The organism is Advenella sp. EE-W14 (assembly GCF_012923605.1).
GTDB classification, from domain to species: Bacteria; Pseudomonadota; Gammaproteobacteria; order Burkholderiales; family Burkholderiaceae_B; genus Advenella; species Advenella alkanexedens.
On record NZ_JAAVNG010000008.1, the window covers coordinates 96,684 to 114,316 of the forward strand.

A 17,633-nucleotide genomic window follows, 5' to 3' on the forward strand; every position below is an offset into this window, starting at 1 on the left:
GCATTGTCGGGCGGTTTTGTATTAAAACAACATATATGTTATATTTTAACAACATGAAAAATGCGTACTACGTAGTGAGGCAGGGCTGTAGAAGAGATATTGTGTATTAACAATTGCAGTGCTGTCCAATCGGCAGTACAGTAAAGATTCATGCGGTTTTAGACGTATGTCTTAAAGTGTTTAGTTGGGTGAGCTTAACAGTTTCGAAGGGAAAATGGCTTGCTTGATAATCGGTCTGTTGTATCAGGTTTGTTGCTCGGTACCAACATAAAAGCCACAAAAAAGGGTTTTTATGAAGAAGTTGGTAGCCAGAAAGTCAAAAATTTGGTGCAATAACTACAACTTCCCTTCGCGGAGTTTTATAGAGCGGTAGAACATAATGTCTTGATCGCTGCTCTGATCACTCAAAATCTACGGAGATTTAACAAATGAAAAAGACTTTGCTAACTGCAGCTCTAGTTGCTGGCTTTGCTAGCGCAGCTCACGCAGAAACATCAGTAACACTGTACGGCCTGGTCGACGGTGGTGTTGGTTACAATACTCAAAAAACCACATGGAGTGGCGATTTCGGTAGCGGTTCATTCAAAAACCGTGGTTTCGAATTCAAAAACGGTGTTAAAAACGGTAACCGTTGGGGTCTGAAAGGTACAGAAGATCTGGGTAATGGCACCAGCGCCATTTTCCAACTGGAAAGCGGTTTCGATCTGGGTAACGGTACACAAGCTCAAAGAGATGGTAACAGGGATCGCCTGTTCGGTCGTAAAGCTATTGTTGGTTTGACAGGTGAAAGCTGGGGTACATTGACTTTGGGTCGTCAGTACAACGCTGCTGATGACTTCGTTGCTCCTATCGATCCATTCGGTACCGGCTGGGGTCAGGCTGCTGTTGGTTCGGCCTTTGGTGGTAGCGTTTCTGCCCGTTATGACAATGTTGTTAAATATGTAACTCCTAACTTCTCAGGCTTCCAGTTGGGTCTGGGTTGGACTGGTGATAACAATAAACAAACATATCGTAACGATACTTACGGTACTGATTGGGATGCAGAAAACAAATCAAATGGTTTCACTTTTGGCCTAGGTTACAATAACGGCCCTATCCAAGTAGGTGCTTCTTTTGATTACCTGCGTACTAAAAATACATTTACTGGTACACCTGATGTAGATACTAAAGTTAAAGTATGGAACCTGGGCTTTGCTTATGACTTCGACGTTGTTAAACTGCACTTGATGTATGGTCAGCAAAATGATGGCGCCATCGGTGGTATTGGTTTGGCAGAAGATATTGCATTGCCAGATTTTGTTGGTGGTGTAGATTACCTGGGTGATTTCATCGCAGTTGATGGCTATCGTCAAAAATCATGGTTGCTGGGCTTGAGTGCTCCTGTAACCGAAGCTGGTAAAGTGTATTTCTCTTACACTGGCAACAACATCAAAAACAAAGATTTGTTTGATGGTAAAGTCACCAGCAACATCTTCAACTTGGGTTACCTGCATAGCCTGTCCAAACGCACCAGCGTTTACGCAGTTGCTTCTTATGGTCAGTCTAAACTGAAAACTAGCAGCGTGTTAGGTTACAAATTAGATGGCCAAGCTAAACTGAAATCAACAGAAGTTGTTCTGGGCTTGCAACACCGCTTCTAATCAATCGCATGGCTTAGCCGTGTAATTGAAAAGCTAAAAAACCACCTGTTTATGCAGGTGGTTTTTTTATGGGCGCTTGGTTTTTAAGGCTTCTTGCTTAAGTTCTAAATTGGCTTTTGATTTTTCTAGTATGTCGTGTTGGTTTCAAAAATGGAGCTTGCTACAAAAAACAGGCCTATCCGTACCTTCTAAAAACAGGCAAAAGGTGTGGCCAGTGTAGTCTCCTGCGGCGACTTCGGCCCGCAGGGGCGTCGGAGCAAAGGAGGCTGCACTGACCGCACCGTGCTAAAATTAAAGAAAAGCAAGACAAGCAGAACAATGTAAACGCTCATGTTCACTTGCCTGCAGGTATTCCCCATTGCATGAAACAGGAATTTTCACCATGGTTTCTACTTTATCACTTTCTAAAAATGCCTTGCGTCTGGCAGGTCGCATGCTCATTCTCTTGTTCTTGCCCGCCATCGCTCACGCCACAGATCTCCAACTCTACGGCACCCTTGATGGCGGTTACCGCTATCACTCCAGCAAAACCCAAGGCCACTTCACTCATCCCGATACCGGTCAATCCACCCCGTTCTCTATCCGTTCCCAAAGCAGCAGCATTGGCAGCAGTCTGAAAAACGACAGTAAAATAGGTCTGCGCGGATCTCATGAAATAGGTGGTGGCAACCGCATCTTTTTTGAGCTGGAAGAAGATGTTGATATTGCTACCGGCCGCCGTGGCCGTGACAGGGGTACCCGCGTTATTGGTATTGGTGGGTAGCTAAAAATGACAAGTAATAAAAACTACTTGCCCTGTCAAGTAGTTTTGCAAATATTCTTTATAAACACGAAAAAACAGGAAATATGTCGTTTTCCCTAATACATTGGGTTTCATCCTGCCCATGAAATGCTACAATCAGAAGGTTTAAGAAATTTAATCAAGTTTTCAATTTAGGTGGCTGCGTAACATGAATTTAGCTGAATATTTTCCAGTGTTGCTGTTTATTCTCGTTGCGGGTGGTTTGGGTTCATTTCTGTTGCTAGCGGGGCGTTTTCTGGGCCCCAACCGGCCAGACCCTGAAAAAAACTCACCCTACGAGTGCGGATTTGAGGCTTTCGAAGATGCCCGCATGAAATTTGACGTGCGTTACTATCTTGTCGCCATCCTGTTTATTCTGTTCGATCTTGAAATCGCCTATCTTTTCCCATGGGCTATTGCCAACGGGCATGTCGGCCTGGTTGGTTTCTGGACCGTCATTGTGTTCCTGGCAGTCCTCACTGCCGGTTTTGTTTATGAATGGAAAAAGGGTGCACTTGACTGGGATTAATCCAAGTGGTGTGTAAAAACTATGTCTGATCAAAATGTATTAAATAAACAGGGCTTTCTGGTTACCAGTGCAGATGCCGTCATCAATTGGGCCAAAACCGGTTCCATGTGGCCAGCCACTTTCGGGCTGGCCTGCTGTGCGGTTGAAATGATGCACGCCGGTGCTGCACGGTATGACCTTGACCAGTTCGGTATCATTTTTCGCCCCAGTCCCCGTCAATCTGACGTCATGATCGTGGCCGGTACCCTTTGCAATAAAATGGCGGCCCCTCTGCGTAAAGTTTATGATCAAATGGCCGAGCCCCGCTGGGTTGTTTCCATGGGCTCCTGTGCCAATGGTGGTGGTTATTACCACTATTCCTACTCGGTCGTTCGGGGCTGTGATCGTATTGTGCCGGTTGATATCTACGTGCCGGGCTGTCCGCCAACAGCCGAGGCCCTCATCTACGGTATGTTGCAATTGCAGAATAAAATCCGCCATACCAACACCATTGCGCGTGAAGCGTAAGATGTTGGCAAGCTAAGGTTCACGAAAATCCTATGTCTCGTTTACAAACTTTAAAACAAAATGTGCTTGCCCATCTGGGCGATCAGCTCAAGCTGATTGAAGCCCATGGTGAGCTCACCCTGGAAATCCCGGCCAATAAGTGGCAAGAAACCTGTGCGCGCCTGCGTGATACGCCTGAGCTGGGTTTTGAAACCGCCATAGACCTTGCCGGTGTCGACTACTCAACCTGGGGTGCACCGGCCGTTAACGCCGCTGAAGCATTCCCTGCTCGTTTTGCGGTAGCCGTTCAGTTGCTGTCCTTAAGCAATAACTGGCGCCTGCGCATTCGTGCCTGGGTACCCAATAACGAATTTCCTGTGCTGGCTTCTTTGGTAAACGTCTGGCCCAGCCTGGGCTGGTTCGAGCGTGAAGCTTTCGACCTCTTCGGTATCGTCTTTGAAGGCCACCCCGATCTGCGTCGTATTCTTACCGACTACGGCTTCATCGGTCACCCGTTCCGTAAAGACTTCCCTTTGTCGGGCCATGTTGAAATGCGCTATGACGAAGAAGCCAAACGTGTCATTTATCAACCGGTTACCATAGATCCCCGTGAGATAACACCAAGGGTCATTCGTGAAGAAGGTTACGGAGCAGGACGTTAAAATGTCAGAAATTAAAAACTATACCCTTAACTTCGGCCCCCAGCACCCGGCCGCTCACGGTGTGCTCCGTCTTATTCTTGAGTTGAATGGCGAAGTCATCCAGCGGGCTGATCCGCATATTGGCCTGCTGCACCGTGCCACCGAAAAACTGGCCGAACATAAAACCTATTTGCAAGCCCTGCCATACATGGATCGCCTTGATTACGTTTCCATGATGTGTAACGAACACGCTTATGTCATGGCTATCGAAAAACTGTTGGGTCTTGAAGTACCTCTGCGTGCACAGTATATCCGCGTCATGTTCGACGAAATCACCCGTATCCTGAACCACCTCATGAGTGTGGGTACGCATGCGCTTGACGTGGGTGCCATGGCGGTCATGCTGTATGCATTCCGTGAGCGTGAAGACCTCATGGACTGCTACGAAGCCGTGTCCGGTGCCCGCATGCACGCGGCTTATTACCGTCCCGGTGGCGTGTATCGTGACCTGCCCGATACCATGCCCAAAAACACCATGGACACCAAATACCGCAGCAAGCGTGAAATCAATCAAATGAACGAAGACCGCGAAGGTTCGCTGCTTGACTTCATCGAGGCATTTACCAAACGCTTTCCGGGCTGTGTCGACGAATACGAAACACTGCTTACCGATAACCGTATCTGGAAACAGCGTCTGGTGGGTATCGGTGTGGTTGAGCCTGAACGCGCCAAGGCCCTGGGCTTTACAGGTCCCATGCTGCGTGGTTCCGGGGTCGAGTGGGATTTGCGTAAAAAACAACCCTACGAAGTTTACGACCGCCTGGATTTTGATATTCCGGTTGGCGTCAATGGCGACTGTTACGACCGTTATCTGGTGCGTGTGGCTGAAATGCGTGAAAGTAACCGCATTATTGCCCAGTGCGTGCACTGGTTGCGTAACAACCCGGGCCCGGTCATTACCGAAAACCATAAAATTGCCCCGCCCAAGCGCGAAAGCATGAAGACCAACATGGAAGAGCTGATTCACCATTTCAAGCTGTTCTCTGAGGGCTTCCAGGTGCCGGCTGGCGAGGTTTACTCTGCAGTAGAGCACCCTAAAGGCGAGTTTGGTATTTATATGGTGTCCGATGGCGCCAACAAACCTTATCGCCTTAAAATCCGTGCTCCCGGTTTTGTCCACCTGCAATCTCTTGATGAAATGTCTCGTGGTCACATGCTGGCTGATGCCGTAACCATTATCGGTACACAAGATATCGTGTTCGGTGAAATTGATCGCTAATACTGGCGAATAACTGGATAGTAAAAATGTTGCTTTCTGAACAGGCTTATACAAAGATTGATAAAGAGCTGGCAAAGTATCCCGCCGATCAGCGTTCGTCTGCCATCATGTCCTCCCTTCGCATTGCGCAGGAAGAGCATGGTTGGCTGTCTAGCGATCTGGTCGCCGAAGTAGCCCGCTATATCGGGGTGGAACCCATTGCAGTCCAAGAGGTTGCCACCTTTTACAATATGTTCGAGATGAAACCCGTTGGCAAATTCAAGGTAACGGTATGTACCAATTTGCCCTGTGCCCTGCGTGATGGCGTGAAAACCGCTGAATACATCAAAGAAAAGCTGGGCATCGGTTTTAATGAAACCACCCCCGATGGCGCCATTACCCTGAAAGAGGGTGAATGTATGGGCGCCTGCGGTGATTCACCCGTTCTGCTGGTCAATAACCACCATATGTGTGTGCGCATGTCACAGGAAAAAATTGATGAAATGCTGGCCGATCTGATCAAGGAGGCAAAGGCATGAGTTTTCTGGATAAATACTCCCACGGTTTGATTGCCAATCCGGGCAATGACCTGTCAAACAGCATGGCTCTGCACGGACGTCATATCAAACCGCAAATCCTTGATGGTATCAATGGTGAGAACTGGCATCTTGAAGATTATGTGAAACGGGGCGGTTATGAAGCCTTGCGCAAAATCCTCACGACCGGTATGTCCCAGGAAGACGTGATTGCCGAGATCAAGGCATCCGGCTTGCGTGGTCGTGGTGGTGCAGGCTTTCCGACCGGTCTGAAATGGAGCTTCATGCCCCGTACGTTCCCGGGCCAGAAATATCTGGTCTGTAACTCGGACGAAGGCGAGCCGGGCACCTTTAAAGATCGTGACATTCTGCGTTTCAATCCGCATGCGGTGATTGAAGGCATGGCCATTGGTGCTTATGCCATGGGTATTTCCGTTGGATACAATTACATCCACGGCGAGATTTTTGAAATTTACAAACGCTTTGAAGAGGCGCTTGAAGAGGCCCGCAAGGCCGGTTTCCTGGGTGATAACATCCTGGGTTCCAGCTTCAGCTTCCAATTGCATGCCCATCATGGCTATGGTGCCTATATCTGCGGTGAAGAAACCGCCTTGCTGGAATCCCTGGAAGGCAAGAAAGGGCAGCCGCGCTTTAAACCGCCATTTCCCGCCAGCTTTGGTCTGTATGGCAAGCCTACCACCATTAACAATACTGAAACGTTTGCCGCCGTGCCCTGGATTATCCGTAACGGTGGGCAGCAATACCTTGAAGTGGGCAAGCCCAATAATGGTGGTACCAAACTGTTTTCCATCACTGGCGACGTAGAGCGTCCCGGCACTTACGAAATTCCCTTGGGTACCCCGTTTGCGACCCTGCTTGAACTGGCGGGTGGCATGCGCAACGGACGCAAGCTGAAAGCGGTTATTCCGGGCGGTTCCAGTGCTCCCGTACTGCCTGCCGACATCATGATGGATTGCACCATGGATTATGACTCCATTGCCAAGGCCGGCTCAATGCTGGGTTCGGGTGCGGTTACCGTCATGGATGAATCCCGTTGCATGGTCAAATCATTGCTGCGCCTGTCTTACTTCTACTATGAAGAAAGCTGTGGCCAGTGCACACCATGCCGTGAGGGTACCGGCTGGCTGTATCGTATTGTCAACCGTATTGAACACGGTCAGGGTCGTCCTGAAGATTTGGATATGCTTGATACGGTTGCCGGCAATATCATGGGACGCACAATTTGTGCATTGGGCGACGCGGCAGCAATGCCCGTACGCGGTTTCTTAAAGCATTATCGCGATGAGTTCGCGCACCACATCGAGCATAAGCAATGTGTGGTTCCTCACTATCTGTAGGTCAAAGCAATGGTTGAACTTACCATAGACGGCAAACCCGTATCAGTACCTGAAGGCAGCATGGTTATGCATGCGGCCCAGGAACTGGGGGTCTACGTGCCGCATTTCTGTTATCACAAAAAACTGTCAATTGCAGCTAGCTGCCGCATGTGCCTGGTTGAAGTGGAAAAAGCACCCAAAGCGTTGCCAGCATGTGCCACACCGGTTACCCAGGGCATGGTTGTCCATACCTGTTCGGCCAAGGCGATTGCCGCACAAAAGGCGGTCATGGAATTCCTGCTGATCAACCACCCCCTTGATTGCCCCATCTGCGATCAGGGCGGAGAGTGCCAGCTGCAGGACTTGTCCGTGGGTTATGGCCAGTCCGAATCCCGCTATCAGGAAGAAAAACGTGTGGTTTTTCATAAAGACGTCGGTCCCCTGATTTCCGCCGAGGAAATGAGCCGCTGCATTCATTGCACGCGTTGTGTCCGTTTCGGCCAGGAAGTGGGCGGCATTATGGAGCTGGGCATGGTTGGCCGTGGTGAGCATTCTGAAATCACCACATTTGTAGGCAAATCCATTGAGTCCGAGCTGTCCGGCAACATGATTGACGTTTGTCCGGTCGGTGCACTTACCTCCAGGCCTTTCCGTTATACGGCCCGTACCTGGGAACTGGCCCGTCGCCGTTCTGTCAGTCCACACGATAGCGTGGGCAGCAACCTGGTGGTTCAGGTCAAGGGTGACAACGTCAAGCGCGTGGTTCCTTTCGAAAATGAAGACGTCAACGAATGCTGGATTACCGACAAAGACCGCTGGTCTTATGAAGGCCTGGGCAGCGAAGACCGTCTGCAAACCCCCATGATCAAGGGTGATGATAACGTATGGCGTGAAGCTTCCTGGAATGACGCGTTAACAGCGGCTGCACAAGCACTGGGCCGTATCAACGAAACCCAGGGTATTGGTCAGATTGGTGCTTTGGCAACCGAGTATGCAACCGTTGAGGAACTGGCTTTGCTGGGACGTCTGGTGCGTGGTCTGGGTTCCGAACACATTGATTTTCGCCTGCGCCAGAACGATGCCAGTTTTGAAGCCGCATTAAACGGTGTGCCATGGCTGGGCATGCCCATTGCGGAACTCAACAATCTTGATCGGGTGCTGGTGGTGGGATCATCCCTGCGCAAAGATCATCCTTTGTTTGCACAGCGTCTGCGTCAGGCTGCCAAGAAGGGTGCACAGATCGTGTTTATCGACAGCTTTGGCGATAATCCGCTGTTCCCGCTGGCCGCCCGTCTTACCGTGGCGCCCAGTCAGCTTGCTGCTACCCTGGTAAAACTGGGTAATGCATTGGCCGCCCAAAAAGAGGGTGCACAGGCCGATGAAAAAGATCCTGTCCAGAAAATTGCCGCGATTCTGGCAAGTGGCAGCAATAGTGCGGTACTGCTGGGTAATACGGCGGTTTCAGCACCCGACGCTTCCAATATTGCCGCTCATGCACAAGTGGTTGCCGATGGCATTAACGCCAGGTTGGGCTTTTTAACCGCCGGTGCCAATACGGTGGGTGGTTATCTGGCAGGTGCCGTAGCCAAAGAAAACGGTATGAATCTGCCCAAGATGCTGCAAAACCAGCTGAAGGCATTTATTGTGTTGCATGCCGAACCCAAGCTTGACTGTGACAATGGTCCCAAGGCCCAGGAAATGCTGGTCAATGCTTTCTCCATTGCATTAACACCTTACAAATCGGCCGCCCAGGATTGGGCACGTATCATGTTGCCGGTGGCACCGTTCACCGAAACTTCCGGTACGTTTGTCAATGCCGAAGGCCGGGCGCAAAGCTTCAAGGGCGTAGTTGCCGGAAAAGGCCAAAGCCGCCCAGGCTGGAAAGTGCTGCGTGTATTGGGTAATCTTCTCAAGTTGTCCGACTTCGAAGACGAAACCTCCGAAACCATCCGTGATGCAGTACTGCAAAATGGCTATACAGCACGCCTGGATAACAAGGTCATTGCAGCGCCCAAGGCGTCTGCCGTGGCGCCGGTCGGTCTTGAGCGTGTGGCTGATGTGCCTATCTATCGTACCGATGCGATTGTTCGTCGTGCCGAATCCTTGCAGCAGTCTCCGGCAAGTGCCGCTCCCAAGGCCCGCATGAATGCGGAAACCATGGGCTCTTTGGCACTGGTGGCAGGCAATCAGGTAAAAGTGAAATCTGCCAGTGGCGAAGTGACGCTTGAAGTTCAGCAAGACGACACGCTGGTCAATAATACTGTGCGTATTTCCCACGCATTCGAACAAACAGCAGCATTGGGTAGTGCCTTTGCTCAACTTACTGTGGAGCGCGTCTAATGGATATCTGGTCTTGGTTCACTGATGGCGTTGCCGCATTTGATGCCTGGGGCGCCGGTCTGATCGGTGCAACACCGTGGCTGGTGTTGTGGTCAATCATCAAAATCCTGATTATTGCCCTGCCAATCATTATCTGTGTGGCTTTCCTGACTTTGTGGGAACGCCGCATGATTGGTTACATGCACGTTCGTCGTGGTCCCAACCGCGTGGGTCCCGGCGGATTGTTGCAGCCTTTTGCGGACGTGTTCAAGCTTCTTACCAAAGAAGTCATTGTTCCTGAAAAATCCAACAAGGTGCTTTATATTCTGGCACCTGTCATGACTTTGCTGCCGGCACTGGCAGCATGGGCCGTTATTCCTTTTGGCCCTGAAACCGTACTGGCCAACATCAATGCCGGCTTGCTGTATGTCATGGCCATTACCTCACTGGGTGTTTATGGCGTTATTATCGCGGGCTGGTCATCCAACTCCAAATATCCGTTTTTGGGTGCCATGCGTGCTTCGGCACAAATGATTTCCTATGAACTGGGTATGGGTGTCGTGCTGGTTACCGTGCTGCTGGTATCAGGTACTTTAAACATGAATGGTATCGTGCAGGGTCAATTAAGTGGCTGGTTTGCCGATCGTGGCCTGACTTTCCTGTCATGGAACTGGTTGCCCCTGTTGCCCCTGTTTGTGGTGTATGTGATTTCAACGGTTGCCGAAACCTGCCGTCATCCCTTTGACGTGGTCGAGGGTGAGTCTGAAATTGTGGCCGGTCACATGGTGGAATACTCTGGTATGGGTTTTGCCATGTTCTTCCTGGCTGAGTATGCCAACATGATTCTGTTGTCAGCCATGGCTTCCATCATGTTCCTGGGCGGCTGGTCATCTCCGCTGGATTTCGCTCCGTTTACCTGGGTGCCAGGCTGGTTGTGGCTGGGTCTTAAAACATTCTTTGTCGTGTCTTTCTTTATTTGGTTCCGGGCTTCGTTTCCCCGCTATCGTTATGACCAGATCATGCGTCTGGGCTGGAAGATCTTCCTTCCATTAACGGGTGTATGGTTCCTGATTGTTGCCATCTGGATGCAGACACCGTTCAATATTTGGAAATAGGCTAGAAGAAAATTATGAGTGCTATTAAAGATTTCTTCGGCAGTTTCATGCTGACCGAGATGTTAAAGGGAATGGCCCTGACCGGCAGGTATTTCTTCAAGCGCAAGATTACACTGCGTTATCCTCACGAGAAAACGCCCATGTCTCCACGTTTTCGGGGTTTGCATGCGTTGCGCCGTTATCCCAACGGTGAAGAGCGCTGTATTGCCTGTAAACTGTGCGAGGCCGTGTGTCCTGCGATGGCCATTACTATCGAATCCGAAGAGCGTGACGATGGAACACGTCGCACCACGCGCTACGATATTGACTTAACCAAATGTATCTTCTGCGGTTTTTGTGAAGAAAGCTGTCCGGTGGATTCCATCGTGGAAACCCATATCCACGAATACCACGGTGAGAAACGGGGCGATCTGTATTTCACCAAAGATATGTTGCTTGCAGTAGGTGATAAATATGAATCCGAGATCGCTGCACGTCGTGCAACCGATGCGCCCTACAGATAATCGGCAGGTGAGCAAACTATGACTTTTACTACTGTTTTGTTCTATATATTGGCCGCGATCCTGGTGGTGGCCGGTGCGCGGGTGATTACTTCGCGCAGTCCCGTTACGGCTGTTTTGCATCTGATTCTGTCTTTTGTGACAGCAGCTTTGCTGTGGATTCTGATCGGCGCAGAATTCCTGGGCCTGGTGCTGATTGTGATTTACGTGGGTGCCGTGATGGTCATGTTCCTGTTTGTGGTCATGATGATTGACGTGGTGCCCGAGGCCTTGCGTGCCGGTTTCCGTACTTACCTGCCTTTGGGTCTGGTGGTCGGTGGCATTATGGTTCTGGAAATTGCCTTTGTGCTGGGTACGGTGTACTACGGTTCGGGTGATCCGGTTGCCTTGCCCGATTCCTATAACAACACGCTTGAGCTGGGTGTGGCGATGTACAGCGAGTATTCATTCCCGATTCAGGTGGGTGGACTGGTGCTGTTGGTTGGCATGATTTCAGCCATTGCACTTACCCTGCGTGAACGTCGCAATAGAAAATACGTTGTTGCCAGTGATCAGCTGCATGTCAATGCCGCAGACCGCGTAAGACTTGTCAGCATGAAATCTGAAAAAGAAGAAGCTGCGCCAGTAAAAGAAGGGGATTCAGAATGACGCTAACTTTGGCACATTATCTGATTTTGGGGGCAATCATGTTTGCCCTGGGCGTATTTGGTGTTTTTCTGAATCGCCGTAATCTTATTAGTCTTTTGATGTCCATCGAGCTTATGCTGTTGTCGGTGAATATCAATTTCGTGGCATTTTCCATGTGGAATCCGGGTGCCAATGGCTTGCCCGAAACGTCAGGACAGATCTTCGTGTTCTTTATCCTGACCGTTGCCGCCGCCGAGGCCGCAATCGGCCTGGCTATCCTGGTCCTGTTGTTCCGCAGAATCAATTCCATTAATGTTGACGACGTCGGTCGTTTGAAAGGGTAAGGGGAATTACAGCATGACACCAACATTCTCTAGTGCCTTTTTATTGCTGATCGCGCTGGCGCCGCTCGCAGGTGCCGTGATTACCGGTCTTTTTGGCACAGGATTTTTCGGACGTTCGGTCAGTCGCAAGGGTGCGCACAGCCTGACGATCCTGCTTGTTGCCATTTCTTTCCTTGGCTCGCTTTATACCTTGTATGAAGTAGCCGTTAACGGTGCTTATTATGACCAGGCCATTTATACCTGGACCCTGGTTGGCACCAAGGTGTTTGAAGTCGGCTTCCTGATTGACCCGTTAACCGCCCTGATGATGGTGGTGGTCACTTCCGTTTCGCTTATGGTGCATATTTATACCATTGGCTATATGGTTGATGATCCGGGTTACCAGCGCTTCTTTTCCTACATCTCATTGTTTACTTTCTCAATGCTGATGCTGGTCATGTCCAACAATATGCTGCAGCTGTTCTTTGGCTGGGAAGCAGTGGGCCTGGTTTCTTACCTGCTGATCGGTTTCTGGTTTACCCGTGACACCGCCATTTTCGCCAACATGAAAGCGTTCATCATGAACCGTGTGGGTGACTTCGGTTTTGTATTGGGTATCGGCCTGTTGTTTGCCTATACCGGTTCCATGCGTTATTCGGAAATTTTCGCTCAGGCAGACTCCCTGGATGCCCTGATTTTCCCGGGTACCGACTGGAAACTGCTCACGGTTGCCTGCATCTGCCTGTTCATTGGTGCAATGGGTAAATCCGCCCAGGTGCCTTTGCATTCCTGGCTGCCCGACTCCATGGAAGGTCCTACCCCCATTTCCGCCCTGATTCACGCGGCGACCATGGTGACGGCCGGTATCTTTATGGTTGCCCGGTTTTCTCCCTTGTTCGAGCTGTCTTCAACCGCCTTGTCATTCATTATCGTGATCGGCAGTATCGGTGCGCTGTTCCTGGGTATCCTGGGTATCATCCAAACCGATATCAAGCGTGTGGTGGCTTACTCGACCCTGTCACAGCTGGGTTACATGACCGTGGCATTGGGTGCGTCAGCCTATCCCGTGGCTATTTTCCACTTGATGACACACGCCTTTTTCAAGGCCCTGTTATTCCTTGGCGCTGGTTCTGTCATTATCGGCATGCACCATGACCAGGATATCCGTAACATGGGTGGGCTGCGTAAATACATGCCCATCACCTGGATTACTTTCCTGATTGGTACGCTGTCACTGGTCGGTACCCCGTTTTTCTCCGGTTTCTACTCTAAAGAGAACGTGATTGAAGCGGCTGGTCTGGCCAATGTCTGGGGCGCCAATTTTGCTTACTGGTCTACGCTCATCGGTGTGTTTGTCACTTCACTGTATTCATTCCGTCTTTATTTCCTGGTTTTCCATGGAAAAGAGCGTTTCAATACCAAGCCTGCACATGGCAAGAAACATGATGATCATGGTCATCACGGTGGCGTTCCACACGAATCGCCATGGGTGGTTACCTTGCCGCTGATCCTGTTGGCGGTCCCATCCATCTTTGTCGGTGCCTGGGCTATTGATCCAATGCTGTTCAAAGGCTTCTTTGGTGATGCCATCGTGATTTCCCCTGACCATCCCGCCATGGCGGAATTGGCCAGTCATTTCCACGGTTGGCTTGCCTATGGCCTGCATGCTTTCCAAACAGCTCCGTTCTGGCTGATGATTGCCGGTCTGGTGACTGCCTGGTATTGCTATATCGTTAATCCCAAGCTTCCAGCCAAGGTGTATCAGGCATTTTCCGGTATCAACCGTATTCTGGAAAACAAATATTATGCTGACTGGTTCAATGAAAACGTGATTGCCCGTGCCGTTCGTGGCCTGGGTGGCGTTTTCTGGAAAGTGGGTGATAAAGGTATTATTGATGGCGCAATTATTGGTGGAAGTACAAGGCTGGTAGGCTGGATTGCCGCCGTCAGCCGCTACTTGCAGTCCGGCTATATCTATCACTACGCGTTTGCGATGATTGCTGGCGTGATTGCATTAATTACTTTCTTTGTGCTGGTAAACTAAGATGGGCGAAATGACTACTACTATTCCTTGGCTTTCCTTGTCGATATTCGTGCCAATTATTGCGGGTATACTGGTGTTGATCTTCGGTCGAGATGACCGGGCCGACTATACTCGCAAGATGGCTCTGGTTGGCGCTATCGTCAGTTTTCTGGTTACCCTGCCCATTTATTTCGGGTTCGATTCATCAACGGCCAATATGCAGTTCGTTGAGAATATTTCCTGGATTGCGGCATTCAACGCTTCCTACCATTTGGGGGTTGACGGCATTTCCATCTGGTTTGTGCTGTTAACCGCTTTCATCACTATCATTGTGGTGCTGGCCGGCTGGGAAGTCATTACCAATCGTGTTGCCCAATACATGGCTGCCTTCCTGATTTTGTCAGGTCTTATGGTGGGCGTGTTTGTGGCGCTTGACGGTTTGCTGTTCTACGTGTTCTTTGAGGCAACCCTGATACCGATGTATATCATTATCGGTGTCTGGGGTGGCCCCAACCGCGTTTATGCCGCCTTCAAGTTTTTCCTGTATACCTTGCTGGGTTCACTGCTTACTTTGGTTGCGTTTATCTATCTGTATACCGTTACCGGTACCTTTGATATCGCCGCCTGGCAGGCTGCCAAACTGGGTTATACACCACAGGTATTGATCTTTATCGCTTTGTTTGCCGCTTTTGCCGTGAAGGTACCCATGTGGCCGGTTCATACCTGGTTGCCCGATGCCCACGTTGAAGCACCTACCGGTGGTTCTATCGTACTGGCGGCCATCATGCTGAAGCTGGGTGCCTACGGCTTCCTGCGCTTTTCCTTGCCGATTGCCCCTGATGCCTCACAAAGCCTGGCCGGCATCATGATAGCCCTGTCCCTGATTGCGGTTATCTATATTGGTCTGGTGGCGATTGTTCAGGATGACATGAAAAAACTGGTGGCTTACTCATCGGTTGCTCACATGGGTTTTGTCACACTGGGCTTTTTCATGTTCAACGTGACCGGTCTTGAAGGTGCTGTGGTTCAGATGATTTCCCACGGTTTCGTTTCTGGTGCCATGTTCATGTGTATCGGGGTGCTGTATGACCGCGTACACAGTCGCCAGATTTCCGATTACGGTGGCGTGGTCAATGTAATGCCCAAATTCGTGACCTTCTTTGTGCTGTTTTCCATGGCGAATGCCGGCCTGCCAGCCACCAGCGGTTTTATCGGCGAATTCCTGGTTATCCTGGGTGCCGTCGAATTCAACTTCTGGATTGGTTTGCTGACTGCAACCGCTTTATTATGGGGTGCATCGTATTCCCTCTGGATGGTCAAACGTGTGGCTTATGGCGAAATCAAACATGACCATGTCCGTGAATTGAAAGACATCAATTGCCGCGAATTCCTGATTCTGGGCTTGCTGGCTGTTTTTGTGCTGTACATGGGTATTCATCCGAAACCCTTCACCGATGTGATGCACGTTTCTCTCCAACAATTGTTGGAGCATGTTGCAATTTCTAAACTGTAAGTCTGGACAATGATGGAAAATCAATTTAATTTTGCACTCGCCTTGCCGGAGATTACATTAAGTGTCCTGGCAACGCTGATCCTGCTGGTGGATGTGTTCATTCCTTCCAAAAACAGGTCACTTACCTACGTTCTCTCGCTGGGCGCACTGGTCATTGTCACTTTGGTGTCACTGTACCAGTGGAATGCCGGTGTCGCTGGCCAAACTTTCTATGGTCACTACGTTACCGATCCTCTTGCGCACCTTCTGAAAGTGGCGTCATACCTGGCAGTCATGGTGACACTGATTTACAGCCGTCAATACGTGATTGATCGTGACATGGTCAAGGGAGGAGAGCTTTATTCCTTGACCCTGTTTGCCCTGGTCGGTCAGATGGTCATGATTTCAGCATCCAGCATGCTTACCATTTATCTGGGTCTGGAGTTGATGTCATTGGCTCTGTATGCACTGGTTGCCGTTCGTCGTGATTCACTGGTTGCGGTTGAGTCAGCCATGAAATATTTCGTGCTGGGTTCACTGGCCTCCGGTTTCATGCTGTATGGTATTTCCATGGTTTACGGTGCCACCGGTCATATCGACCTGGCAGGTGTTGCCGAGGTGATCAAGTCCGGTAATGTCAGCTATATGGCCATGGTACTGGGTACGGTGTTTGTGGTTTGCGGCCTGGCGTTCAAGCTGGGTGCCGTGCCTTTCCACATGTGGCTCCCTGACGTGTACATGGGTGCGCCTACCGCGATCACCTTGACTATTGGTGCTGCCCCCAAACTGGCTGCACTGGCCATGGTGTTGCGCTTCCTGATTGAGGGTCTGCACGGCCTGGCCGAAAGCTGGCAACAAATGCTGGTGATCCTGGCTGTATTGTCATTGGCTATCGGTAACCTGACTGCCATCATGCAAACCAACTTCAAGCGTATGCTGGCTTACTCCACCATTTCGCACGTGGGTTTTGTGCTGCTTGGGCTGCTGTCTGGCGTGAATGCCAACGGTACCCTGGCGATTGGTGCTTACGGTTCAGCCGTGTTTTACATGATTACCTATGTGTTGACCACGCTGGCCAGCTTTGGCATTATCCTGCTACTTAGCCGTCAGGGTTTTGAGTGCGAGGAAATCAGTGACCTGAAAGGTCTTAATCGCCGCAGTCCAATGATGGCATTCGGGGTTCTTGTCCTGATGTTCTCATTGGCTGGTATTCCCCCGCTGGTTGGTTTCTATGCGAAACTGGTTGTCCTGCAGGCAGCGATTGCCGCCGGTTACCTGTCTCTGTCCATTATTGCCATTCTGTTCTCGTTAATTGGTGCGTTCTACTACCTGCGCGTGGTCAAGGTCATGTACTTTGACGAACCGGCAGCCGATGCACCGGTTATTGGCAACCAACTGTCTTTCCGTAGTGGTGTCATGTCTGTCAACGTATTGCTTATTATCCTGTTGGGCATCTTGCCTGGCGGTTTAATGACATTGTGTGTGCAGGTGATTGACGCCTCACTGAAATTCTAGGGTTCTGCATATGTTTCCTGCTTCTGCCATTTGGTTACTGATTCTTCTGGCTTTTGCCACGGCATTGTTGCCATTTCTGACTGAAAGGGCGTTTGCTTTCGTGCCGTGGAAGCAGCAGGGTGAACCTGATAAAAATGGCCTGTTTTATTTCTTGCGGGCCTTGTTGGCTTATGTGGCGGTAGGGGCGGGTTGTTATTTGCTGTCACGGCCTGCTTCTGATACCCTGATGCTGGCGGTGGGTGTGGCCTTGATAGTGGGTGGTGTTTATCTGCCAGGGCAGGTAATGGCCCAAAGTCTTAAAGTCAAAACCTTTGTAAACCGGCTTATTGAAGTGACCGTGTTTTTCTTTGTGGTTGCTGCCGTGGGTTTTGCACTAGAGGCTTACTATACCAATCCGATTGCCCAGGGTTGGGAGTTCTGGGCCATTTTTGCCTGTTTGTATGTCGTGATGGCCTATCCGGGATTTGTGTTCCGGCATTTATTGCGGCACCCCAAAAAACACGTTTAAGAT

The 17,633-nt window shown here is 50.2% G+C and carries 17 protein-coding genes; all 17 read left to right on the top strand.

Annotated features, from left to right (window positions below; translation table 11 throughout):
- Positions 1-428 precede the first annotated feature (428 nt).
- The 17 genes from HCX92_RS06035 to HCX92_RS06115 all read left to right on the top strand — a co-directional run bounded on the left by HCX92_RS06035 (position 429) and on the right by HCX92_RS06115 (position 17,630).
- Positions 429-1,640 (top strand): porin, encoded by a 1,212-nt coding sequence (locus HCX92_RS06035; protein ID WP_169294038.1) that lies wholly within the window; start codon positions 429-431, stop codon positions 1,638-1,640.
- Positions 1,641-2,022: 382 nt separating this feature from the next.
- On the top strand, positions 2,023-2,403 hold the full coding sequence (locus HCX92_RS06040) for a porin (protein WP_169294039.1): 381 nt from the start codon (positions 2,023-2,025) through the stop codon (positions 2,401-2,403).
- A gap of 187 nt (positions 2,404-2,590) precedes the next feature.
- Positions 2,591-2,950 carry an NADH-quinone oxidoreductase subunit A gene (locus HCX92_RS06045; protein ID WP_169294040.1) on the top strand — a complete coding sequence of 120 codons (360 nt, stop codon included), beginning with the start codon at positions 2,591-2,593 and terminating at the stop codon, positions 2,948-2,950.
- Between the two features lie 21 nt (positions 2,951-2,971).
- Entirely contained in the window at positions 2,972-3,457 is a 486-nt protein-coding gene (locus HCX92_RS06050; RefSeq protein ID WP_169294041.1) for an NADH-quinone oxidoreductase subunit B family protein, read from the top strand.
- A 32-nt stretch (positions 3,458-3,489) separates the two neighbouring features.
- Positions 3,490-4,098, top strand: a complete 609-nt coding sequence (locus HCX92_RS06055; protein ID WP_169294042.1) for an NADH-quinone oxidoreductase subunit C — start codon at positions 3,490-3,492, stop codon at positions 4,096-4,098.
- A gap of 1 nt (position 4,099) precedes the next feature.
- On the top strand, positions 4,100-5,356 hold the full coding sequence (locus HCX92_RS06060) for an NADH-quinone oxidoreductase subunit D (RefSeq protein WP_169294043.1): 1,257 nt from the start codon (positions 4,100-4,102) through the stop codon (positions 5,354-5,356).
- A 26-nt stretch (positions 5,357-5,382) separates the two neighbouring features.
- Positions 5,383-5,874 (top strand): NADH-quinone oxidoreductase subunit NuoE, encoded by a 492-nt coding sequence (gene nuoE / locus HCX92_RS06065; RefSeq protein ID WP_169294044.1) that lies wholly within the window; start codon positions 5,383-5,385, stop codon positions 5,872-5,874.
- Positions 5,871-7,229, top strand: a complete 1,359-nt coding sequence (gene nuoF / locus HCX92_RS06070; RefSeq protein WP_169294045.1) for an NADH-quinone oxidoreductase subunit NuoF — start codon at positions 5,871-5,873, stop codon at positions 7,227-7,229. Before nuoE ends, nuoF begins: the two co-directional genes overlap by 4 nt.
- 9 nt (positions 7,230-7,238) lie before the next feature.
- Positions 7,239-9,548, top strand: coding sequence for an NADH-quinone oxidoreductase subunit NuoG (nuoG, locus tag HCX92_RS06075; protein WP_169294046.1), 2,310 nt, complete (start codon positions 7,239-7,241; stop codon positions 9,546-9,548).
- On the top strand, positions 9,548-10,642 hold the full coding sequence (gene nuoH / locus HCX92_RS06080) for an NADH-quinone oxidoreductase subunit NuoH (protein ID WP_169294047.1): 1,095 nt from the start codon (positions 9,548-9,550) through the stop codon (positions 10,640-10,642). Before nuoG ends, nuoH begins: the two co-directional genes overlap by 1 nt.
- A gap of 14 nt (positions 10,643-10,656) precedes the next feature.
- Complete coding sequence (gene nuoI / locus HCX92_RS06085) at positions 10,657-11,145, top strand: NADH-quinone oxidoreductase subunit NuoI (protein WP_169294048.1); 489 nt, start codon at positions 10,657-10,659, stop codon at positions 11,143-11,145.
- Positions 11,146-11,163: 18 nt separating this feature from the next.
- Positions 11,164-11,790, top strand: coding sequence for an NADH-quinone oxidoreductase subunit J (locus HCX92_RS06090; RefSeq protein WP_169294049.1), 627 nt, complete (start codon positions 11,164-11,166; stop codon positions 11,788-11,790).
- On the top strand, positions 11,787-12,113 hold the full coding sequence (nuoK, locus tag HCX92_RS06095; protein ID WP_169294050.1) for an NADH-quinone oxidoreductase subunit NuoK: 327 nt from the start codon (positions 11,787-11,789) through the stop codon (positions 12,111-12,113). The genes HCX92_RS06090 and nuoK overlap by 4 nt, the downstream gene beginning before the upstream one ends.
- Positions 12,114-12,126: 13 nt before the next feature.
- Positions 12,127-14,136 carry an NADH-quinone oxidoreductase subunit L gene (gene nuoL / locus HCX92_RS06100; RefSeq protein WP_169294051.1) on the top strand — a complete coding sequence of 670 codons (2,010 nt, stop codon included), beginning with the start codon at positions 12,127-12,129 and terminating at the stop codon, positions 14,134-14,136.
- Between the two features lie 10 nt (positions 14,137-14,146).
- On the top strand, positions 14,147-15,628 hold the full coding sequence (locus HCX92_RS06105) for an NADH-quinone oxidoreductase subunit M (RefSeq protein WP_169294052.1): 1,482 nt from the start codon (positions 14,147-14,149) through the stop codon (positions 15,626-15,628).
- Between the two features lie 9 nt (positions 15,629-15,637).
- A complete protein-coding gene (gene nuoN, locus HCX92_RS06110; RefSeq protein WP_169294053.1) occupies positions 15,638-17,122 on the top strand; it encodes an NADH-quinone oxidoreductase subunit NuoN in 1,485 nt (494 codons plus the stop codon).
- 10 nt (positions 17,123-17,132) lie between these two features.
- Complete coding sequence (locus tag HCX92_RS06115) at positions 17,133-17,630, top strand: DUF2818 family protein (protein ID WP_169294054.1); 498 nt, start codon at positions 17,133-17,135, stop codon at positions 17,628-17,630.
- Positions 17,631-17,633: the final 3 nt, after the last annotated feature.